This is a genomic window from Pseudomonas sp. WS 5051 (assembly GCF_012985715.1).
Lineage (GTDB): Bacteria > Pseudomonadota > Gammaproteobacteria > Pseudomonadales > Pseudomonadaceae > Aquipseudomonas > Aquipseudomonas bubulae.
In genome coordinates, this window is record NZ_JAAQWV010000011.1 from 141,231 (window position 1) to 150,378 (window position 9,148).

Below are 9,148 nucleotides of genomic sequence, written 5' to 3' on the forward strand. Positions count from 1 at the left end.
AAACCCGCATGTCTATCAGCAAGCTAGGCCGTGCCTATTTGTCGAATGCCAGCGCATTCATTCCGGTCATCGTGTTCCTGTTGTATGGCCGTTTCGGCCCGGGTGAGGCAGGCGTACGCTGGGATACCGCGTATGTGCTCAGCGGTATTCTCAGCATTGCGCACCTGATCTGGCTGTTCAATTACCGCCCGGGGCATTGGATCGCAATGGGCGTCGACCTGTACCTGATGATTGGCGCCCTGTTGGCCTCGGTCTCTACCGCTGCGTTGCAAGTGTGGGGGCAGGAGCTGGGTGCTGCTCCCGTGCTGGCGTGCGTATTGGTGATTGGCATGGGTGCCACCCGGTTTTCTCCACTCGGCTTTATCGGCGAAACCAGCAGCGACCAGGCTTTGGTCCGAAAACTCTCTGTGATGTTGCTGATTGGCGCTGCCATCGCCGTCGCGGTGTCACTGGCTTTTCGCCATAACACGCTGCTGGGAGGCGTATTGCCGGTCGTCGCATTGGTGCTGGTACGCAGCCAGTTGCTCAAACGCATGGTGGCGGCGCAATGAGCGACCTGGAACATACCGTGGACCGACAAGCCTCGGGACTCGACGCGTTTATGGCCGAAGTCGCCGAAGTTCTGGGGCAGGCGTCGCTGCTGACCGGGGCGGACTGTGCCCCCTATGAAATCGACGTTGCTCATTGCCGCGGCAAAGCGGCGGCGGTCGTCATCCCGTGCGATACCCACGCTGTCAGCGCGCTTATGCGCATCGCGGTGCGCCATCGCATACGGCTGGTCGCCCAAGGCAACCGCAGCGGATTGGTGGGCGGTGCCGTCACCGACAACTCCGGCAAGCAAGTGATCGTCTCACTTTCGCGCATGCGCCAAGTGCGCGAGATTGATCCCTTGAACCGCACGGTGATTGTCGAAGCCGGCACGCTCTTGTCAGCACTGAATCGCACACTGGAAAGCCATTCGCTGTATTTCCCTATTGATATCGGCAGCGACCCGGCCATAGGCGGATTAATTGGCGCCAATGCCGGCGGCAGCCGCTTGCTCAAGCATGGCGACGTGCGCCATAACCTGCTCGGTATCGAAGTGGTGCTGGCCGATGGCGACGGCACCGTGGTGCAACTCCTCGCACCGCTGCGCAAGAACAATACCGGGCTTGACCTTAAGCAGTTGTTTGTCGGCACCGGTGGCGCCTTCGGCATCATTACGGCGGCGACGCTTGAGCTCAAACGCATCGACCAGTCGACGCAAAGCGTGTTTGTGGCCTTGCCTGACCATGGGACAGCGCTTGAGGTGTTGCAGGCTTTCGAACTTCAATTTGGCGATCTGCTGTGCGCGTTCGAAGTGATCTCCGAGGCGGCGCTCGCCATTACGTTGCGCAACTTCCCCACGCTGCGCCACCCGTTCGGCCAATCGTCGGCAAGCTGCTACGCCCTGATTGAGATCGCCAGCAGCATGCCTGGCTTGCACAGCCTTTTTGCGCAACGAACCGAACAGGTGCTGGAAGCGCTGTATGAAAGCGGCCGAATTCTCGACGCCGCTTTTGGAAATACCAGCAGCTTTTGGCCACTGCGAGACAACCTGCCGCTGGCCATCGCCAAGGAAGGTATCCCACTGTCGTTCGACGTGGCGTTTTCGCGCTCACGATTGGTCGCTTTCCGCGATCAAGCTGCACAGTGGCTAGAGCACGAACATCCGCTGCTGCAACTTTACGATTTCGGCCATTTTGCCGACGGCGGCTGCCATTTGATTGTGCTGGTGCCGCACGCCCACATCAGCCAGTACGGCATCGCCAAGGTCGTCGCTGTGCGTAGCGGCATCTATAAGCTGGTGACCGAAAACGGCGGCTGCTTCAGTGCAGAGCATGGCGTCGGGCCTGTGAATGCAGCTTATTACAGCAAGTACACGCCCCCAGAGGTGCAGGAAATCAGCAGGGCTATGCAGCATTTAATGGATCCCCAAGCTGTGTTGGGCCGCTACCGCTACACATAGAACAAACCGCCTGCGCACTTCAATTTCAGAAAAATCGGGCCTGACGATGGCACAGCAAGCTATAGGACACATGATGATTACCGGCAAAATGCTCATCGGCCAGTCGGCAGTGCTTGGCGACAAAGGATTGCTGTCTGCAATCAACCCTGCCACCCATGAAACGCTGGGCCCTGACTTCGGCGTCGGCGGTATCGCTGACATTGAACAGGCCTGCACGTTGGCGCAGCAGGCCTGCGATCGCTACCGCGCGACCACGGCAGAACAGCGTGCCCAGTTTCTGGAAGCGATCGCCACGGGCATCCTGGCGTTGGGGGTCACGCTGATCGGGCGCGCGTCTCTCGAAACCGGATTGCCGGCAGCGCGCCTGATCATCGAACGGGGCCGCACCGTGAGCCAGTTGCGGCTCTTTGCGCAAGTGGTGCGCGACGGCCACTACCTCGGCGCCACCCTGGACAGCGCTTTGCCGACGCGCCTCCCTGCTCGCCCCGACCTGAGGCTGCACAAGATCGCGCTCGGCCCGGTGGCTGTATTTGGTGCAAGCAATTTTCCCCTGGCGTTTTCGGTTGCCGGCGGCGACAGCGCCGCTGCCCTGGCCGCTGGCTGCCCGATAGTGGTCAAGGCACACGAAGCTCACCTGGGTACGTCTGAACTGGTAGGCCAGGTGATTCAACAGGCCGCCGCTGCCCACAACTTGCCAGAGGGCGTGTTTTCCCTGCTCATTGGCGACAGTCATCCGTTCGGCCAGTCCCTGGTCAGCCATCCCGCGATCAAGGCAGTCGCCTTCACGGGTTCGCGACAAGGCGGTCTGGCGCTGATGCGTACCGCGGCGCAACGCAGCGAACCGATTCCGGTGTACGCCGAAATGAGCTGCATCAATCCCGTGTTCCTGTTGCCGCATGCGCTGTCGATGCGCGCCAGCGAAATCGGCCGTGGATTCGTTGAGGCTCTGACGATGAGTGCCGGCCAATTGTGTACAAATCCAGGCTTGGTGATTGCCCTGGAAGGTCAGCCGCTGACCCAGTTTTGCAGCACGGCCCTGGACGCCCTGCACAAAAAGGCGGCAGCAACCATGCTGACGCCGGGGATTCATCATGCCTACCTCGCTGGGATCGAGGAGACAGGCAACATCAGCGGTATTACAACGCTGGGCCAAGGGTGCCCTGCAGAAAAGCCAAGTGCCGCGCAGGCCACAGTGTTCGTAACCGATGCAGCCACCTTTCTCACAACAGGACGACTGGGCGACGAAACATTCGGCCCCAGCTCGCTGATCGTCGCCTGCAAGAATGCAGATGAAATGCTGGTGGTGGCCGAGCACCTGTCAGGACAGCTGACGGCGACAATGCAATTGGATGATGCTGATCATTCGCTGGCCAGAAAGCTGCTGCCCATTCTTGAGCGCAAGGCGGGCCGCATCCTGGTGAACGGTTATCCGAACAACGTCGAGGTCTCTCACGCGATGGTACATGGCGGCCCGTTCCCGGCCAGTTCGGACAGTCGAAGTAGCGCCGTCGGCGCCAGTGCCATCGACAGGTTCTTGCGGCCGGTGTGTTATCAGGACCTGCCGGCGGCTTTGATGCCTGAAGCGCTACAGGAGGGTAATCCGCTCGAGCTGTGGCGCACGGTCAATGGCCAACGTGTGCTTGCCTGAGTCGCGGAGATCGCTTAATAGCCTGCGCTTTCAGGTTCGTAACGCACAAAGCGCCAGCCCGTCTGTTAAAAAGTCGCTTTGATCTGTAGTCCTACAGCCAATGCGTTTCCTCTTTTTTTACCGAAGAACGCGCCCGGTTCGATGTAGTACTGCATGTCCGGTCGCACCAGCAGCCAGGGCGTGACTTGCGCGCCATAGTTGAGTTCAAGCATCTGTTCGCCGTTGTCGAGGTTGGCGATCATGTCTGACTCCCCAAAATTGATTGCAGCCGCTTCTTGCTCATCGCGCGTGCGCGAATTGATCACGGCGCGGCCATAACCAAAGGCGATAGTATCTTTGGGGCGGTTTGCAAAGGGCTTCTGCTTGACCAGACCCACCGAATACCAACGACGCATCGGTGAAGTCGCAGCGTTACTGGTGGCCGCTTGCCCGAAAAGGCGCAATACGCTTTCAGGGTCTTGCTCGTCCTTCCAGATGGCCTGATCAAACAACACGTAAGCCCCGGTACGGTTACTGCTCTTTTCTGTGCTGCCAATTTTCTGGTAATTGGACGTGTCGTAATACCAACCGACTTTGTACTGACCATCCAGAAAGGCATGATTATTGAAAATCGCCTCCAGTGGCAAAATAGCCCCGGTGGTACCGTTGCTGGGCATGGAAAACGCTTCAGAAGGGCGTGCGTTGTGCTCCGGGTTGACTTGGAACACAGCGGTTTGCAGCGTTAGAGACGGGTTAACGTCGTAACGCAGTTCTCCCCCCCAGTGTGCCGTCGGATAGTTACCCCATCCACTGCCGCTGGACATGGTTAACGGGTGTGCACAAAAACCGGCGCTTACAAAGTTGGTCAGGATGGGCATCCCCCCAAATTCGGTGCCCATGACCATATATCCGACCTTGGCCGACAGGTCTTTGGAAAACAGATTGCGTTGATAGCTGAACTCGGTCAGCCGGGTGTATTCACCCCCATAGTTTTCCTGAGCTGATAAGCGGTTACCGAGCAAATCTTCCGTGGCGCTGTGGCCACGACGGTCATTGATAATGATCTGCACCACCCCAGCATCCGGAGTGTCGAGTAACTTGCTCAGATCAAACTGCGCGCCAATGCGTATTTGTTGCGCATAGCGAGTGCCGCGTTTTATCCCGCCGTGCAGGTTCGAAATCGTCTCGGAGCTGTATTCACCCGTCAGTTTAATCCCCTTGTCGACCAGCTTCTGTCGCTCCCCTCCCCAATCGCCGGTGAGTGTTGAGCGACTCATCAAGTCCGTAGAATCCGCCAACGCTGAAGCAGGGGCCAACATACAGAACGACAAACCGCTGCACAGGCTGGTACTCAGCAGCGCGCGGAAAGAAAAAAACATTCGAAAGGTGCTCCGTTGAAAAAACGCAGATGATCAAGGCTGTTTAGCAAGTCGCCTTATGCTGCTTGCGTCAGGGTGTAAGGACTGGATTGGATAACGCCGCTTGACGTTAGTAGCAACGCTTAAGTGTAAGCATTAGCTTTTTTGGAATACATCCAACTCTGCAAGAAACATTGTTGGTGCGTTCGTAACAATTCGCCTGAATGCCAGCTCTTGAACTAACAGGCACGAACCTGAAGCGATGACTCAACAGATCTGCTCATCGTGCCTATGACTCATTGCTCGTTGGCCACCCAGCACCGATGACGTTCTGCACCTATTGAGTCGCTCACGACTACTTGATTGTTACTGTTTCATCAATATTGTTTTCCAATGCGCTGGATTTATCCGAGACATCATCCGATTAAAATTAGCCTGCTAGCGCAAACAAAGTCACAAAATCCAACCCTATAGAGCACTGATGCTCCGCTCCAGGTTTCGTAGAACCTTCAGTCCTTTGTGTGCAACTGCGCGTTCAGCATCCGACTCACCGGGTAACGACCTGGTTTTTCAGCGCTTTAACGCTTGATTGACGAGGTGCCAGAGGATTTACGCCCAACCAATTACGTCCGAATCGATCATTCGGCCGGGCTGTTCGCACCGACGACGAACAGTTTTGTATTCACCCATAGAGCATTCATGAAAATGACGGATGACCATCAATCACCCACTAAAAGACGGGCAACCAGCTCGCTCGCGAGAATAATATTTTCCCTCTTCGTTTTTGCTGTTGCAGTGACATTGATATACGGCGGGGTCATGTTATTGGCCCTGGACGGATCAAGTTATTATCTAATAGCCGGGTTGGCTTATTTGCTACTCGCCCCGTTATTGTTATGGCGTAAACGTTTCAGCATTATATTTTCGGCACTTATTTTCCTTGCCACATGCGTCTGGGCATTTTATGAGGTAGGTCAGTTCAGTTATTGGGAACTGCTGCCACGCCTTGTCGTTCCAGCCATTATCCTGACACTTAGTTTGTGGGTGGGCGCGACGTTCCCGGGTACATCCCTGATGACTCGGCGCATGGCTAACCGGTTTGGCTTTGCGGTGTTTGCTGCGTTGATCGCCACCTTTATTGCTGCGTTTTACCCTCACGGTGCGATCTCAAATCCTGTGGTCGCGTCGAAGGCATCCGAGCCGAAGGAACCTACTGCCGATACGCCTGAAAATTGGGAATACTATGGTCGCAGCGCATCGGGTACCCGGTTTGCGCCTTACACGCAGATCACCCCAGAAAACGTCAAGGACCTACAGGTCGCCTGGACATACAGAACAGGGCGCAGAACGACCGGGGCTGGTGCAGGCGTAGACGAAAACACGCCGTTGCAGATTGGCAACGTGCTGTATTCATGCACACCGGAGAATCTGATCACCGCACTGGATGGTGATACTGGGGCTCCTCTCTGGAAGTTCGACCCTAAAGCCAAAACTGAAGAACACGTCACCTGCCGCGGCGTGGGTTATTACGACATCGATAAAGACGACAGCCTGAGTGCTGAGGTCAAGGCTTCGCACGACAACGACCAACAATGCCGTCAGCGCATTCTGGTGTCGTCGGTAGATGCCCGTCTGTTTGCGCTTGACGCGCACACCGGCGCCCTGTGCTCGAGCTTTGGTGAGAACGGTTACGTCGATCTCAAGAAAGGCATGGGCCCGACCGAGAAGAGCAAACGCTATCACCCAACCTCTCTGCCGGTTGTGATGGGTCATCTGACCGTAGTCGGCGGCTGGGTGCGTGACATTGTAGCGGGCGAGCCTTCAGGGGCCGTGCGTGCATTTGACGTGCTGACCGGTGATTTGGTCTGGGCATGGGACATAGGCGCACCTGAGGGTAAGGACGCTACTGCCGACGATCACCAGTTCACGCTGGAAACGCCTAACGTATGGACTATTCCTACTTACGATAAAGAGTTGAACCTGGTCTACCTGCCAACAGGCAATGGCCCACCGGACTACTGGGGCGGTGATCGCAACGCGGCCAAGGAAAAATATGGCTCGGCGGTTGTAGCTGTGGATGCATCGACCGGTAAAGCCAAGTGGGTTTACCAGATCGTTCACCACGATGTGTGGGATTACGACCTGCCTTCTCAGCCAGTTATGTATGACTGGAAGAGCGCTGACGGCGAGAAAACGCCGGTTTTGATCCAGACCAGCAAAACAGGCAATATTTTTGTTCTGGACCGTCGTACAGGCAAACCTGTTACCGAAGTTGAAGAACGTCCGGTTCCAACCTCACCTGCTGCTGAAGGCGAGCACCTGTCACCGACTCAACCGTTTTCGGTCGGAATGCCAACTATTGGTGTTGAGCCACTGACTGAGAAGTCCATGTGGGGCGTGACAACTTTTGATCAACTGTACTGCCGGATCATGTTCAAGGACTCCGTTTACGTGGGCCCGTTTACACCTCCGTCCGAGAAACCGTACATCGAATGGCCAGGCTTGTTGGGCGGTATGAACTGGGGGGGCATCTCCATCGACGAAAATACAGGCATGATGTTTGTTAACGACATGCGTGTGCCCCTGCGGATGTCGCTGGTGACGAAGGAAGACACCAGCAAGTTCAAAGTATCGACTGACGAAGTGCCCGGTTTCATGGGAACCATTCGCCCACAAGTCGCCGGTATCTATGGCGGCGTGAGAATCGACATTCTGCAATCGCCACTGGGCGTGCCGTGCAATACACCCCCGTTCGGCAGCATGAGTGCGATTGATCTCAATACTCAGAAACTGGTGTGGCAAGTGCCTATGGGCACCGTCCAGGATACCGGCCCTATGGGAATTAAAACCCACATGCCGATACCGCTGGGCATGCCAACACTGGGTGGTCCAACCTCAACAGCCTCGGGCCTGGTGTTCTTTGCAGGGACTCAAGACTACTACCTGCGTGCGCTCGACTCGGCAACCGGTAAAGAAGTGTGGAAAGCACGCTTGCCTGTCGGCGCAGTGGCCGCACCGCTGATCTACAAATCACCGGTTACCGGGAAACAATACGTGGTGATCTCTGCAGGGGGCATGAGCCACTCCCCTGACGTAGGTGATTACATCATTGCGTATGCATTACCGGACAGCGCTGAAAAATAAACGGCTGGTTGCGTTTATGTAAAAAATAATCCCCGTTTACGGGGATTATTTTTGAGGCAAACAAAAAGCCCCGAGAGCAGAACTCTCGGGGCTTTTTAGGTAACGCTGAAGCTGTTAAGCCCAAGGCAAGACCTAGAATGGTAATGCATACCATAAGGCACTATAAATCTAGCGCGTGAGTGAGTGAAACCTCCTCAGAATAGGGCTATTGTAGCTATATAGTCCGCTACGCAAATAAAAACGTAGCGTTTTTTGTAAATTTTCAGTCGATTGGTCGCTCAAATCAGTCCAAAACTTTACAAATCAGTTTTGCGCTAAACAGGCCCAGCGACCGTCCCCCGACTCTGGAATTGAAGCATCATTGGATGCTCACAATAAAAAGCCCGCTTCTACGCAGCCGATTTCGGTGGTGCCCAGCTCGAAGCTGGCTTTGTAGCCAACGAAGTCGTCACAGACCAGCTTGCCATTCCAGGTGCCCAGGAAGTTAGCTGTGTTCGCCATCCGCTTACGCTCATTGAGCCCGTAAGATCATTCGAACGCCGCTTCATGGTGCCGTATGATCGCAGGATCAGCGCCCAATGCTTGAAGGTAGGAGAACGTCCTTGAATCTGCTAACGAGCCTCTGGAGCATCGTCTGCCCCGACCGCCGCCCTGAACGGGAGAAAGCGCGTGAACGCAAGTTCATCCAGGCAGCGAACAGTCTAAAGACGCTCCGGGTGACACCGGAGGGTGGCATGTCTATCGACCCCGAAGAGCTCCGCGAACAGATAATCGCCTCACGTGAGCAGTTGAAGCATCTTGTCTACAAACCCGGAGCGTCTAGTAGGTCATTCAAAGCAGCGGGAGACGTCCAGGTGGAACAGGAAGCGAATCCCGCCGTTGAGGCTCCAGTGAGTGCCATTGACTGAATCGCCCCTAGTTTCGTAGACACCTCCAAGCCTTAAAATGAGGCCCATTAGGAGGTGCCATGAGCAACCAGCGATATCCCGAAGAATTCAAAATCCAGGCGGTCAAACAAGTGACCGAAAAGAA

7 protein-coding genes are annotated in these 9,148 nt (G+C 55.9%); 5 read left to right on the forward strand and 2 right to left on the reverse strand.

Going from position 1 to position 9,148, the window contains the following annotated elements:
- Positions 1-8: 8 nt before the first annotated feature.
- From HBN79_RS17895 to HBN79_RS17905, 3 genes are all read left to right on the forward strand, one after another.
- Complete coding sequence (locus HBN79_RS17895) at positions 9-551, forward strand: permease (protein ID WP_095025004.1); 543 nt, start codon at positions 9-11, stop codon at positions 549-551.
- Positions 548-1,987 (forward strand): FAD-binding oxidoreductase, encoded by a 1,440-nt coding sequence (locus tag HBN79_RS17900; RefSeq protein WP_169916965.1) that lies wholly within the window; start codon positions 548-550, stop codon positions 1,985-1,987. The genes HBN79_RS17895 and HBN79_RS17900 overlap by 4 nt, the downstream gene beginning before the upstream one ends.
- 70 nt (positions 1,988-2,057) lie before the next feature.
- Positions 2,058-3,635, forward strand: coding sequence for an aldehyde dehydrogenase (NADP(+)) (locus HBN79_RS17905; RefSeq protein WP_169916971.1), 1,578 nt, complete (start codon positions 2,058-2,060; stop codon positions 3,633-3,635).
- Between the two features lie 65 nt (positions 3,636-3,700).
- On the opposite strand, the gene HBN79_RS17910 is transcribed toward HBN79_RS17905, so the two are convergent.
- Positions 3,701-4,993, reverse strand: a complete 1,293-nt coding sequence (locus HBN79_RS17910; protein ID WP_169916966.1) for a carbohydrate porin — start codon at positions 4,991-4,993, stop codon at positions 3,701-3,703.
- Between the two features lie 684 nt (positions 4,994-5,677).
- Here HBN79_RS17910 and HBN79_RS17915 point away from each other — a divergent pair.
- Complete coding sequence (locus HBN79_RS17915; protein ID WP_169916972.1) at positions 5,678-8,116, forward strand: membrane-bound PQQ-dependent dehydrogenase, glucose/quinate/shikimate family; 2,439 nt, start codon at positions 5,678-5,680, stop codon at positions 8,114-8,116.
- Positions 8,117-8,485: 369 nt separating this feature from the next.
- Here HBN79_RS17915 and HBN79_RS23885 read toward each other — a convergent pair whose 3' ends face one another.
- Positions 8,486-8,617, reverse strand: coding sequence for a hypothetical protein (locus HBN79_RS23885; RefSeq protein WP_275942190.1), 132 nt, complete (start codon positions 8,615-8,617; stop codon positions 8,486-8,488).
- A 101-nt stretch (positions 8,618-8,718) separates the two neighbouring features.
- On the opposite strand from HBN79_RS23885, the gene HBN79_RS17920 reads away from it, so the two are divergent.
- Positions 8,719-9,024, forward strand: coding sequence for a hypothetical protein (locus HBN79_RS17920; RefSeq protein WP_262372641.1), 306 nt, complete (start codon positions 8,719-8,721; stop codon positions 9,022-9,024).
- Positions 9,025-9,148: the final 124 nt, after the last annotated feature.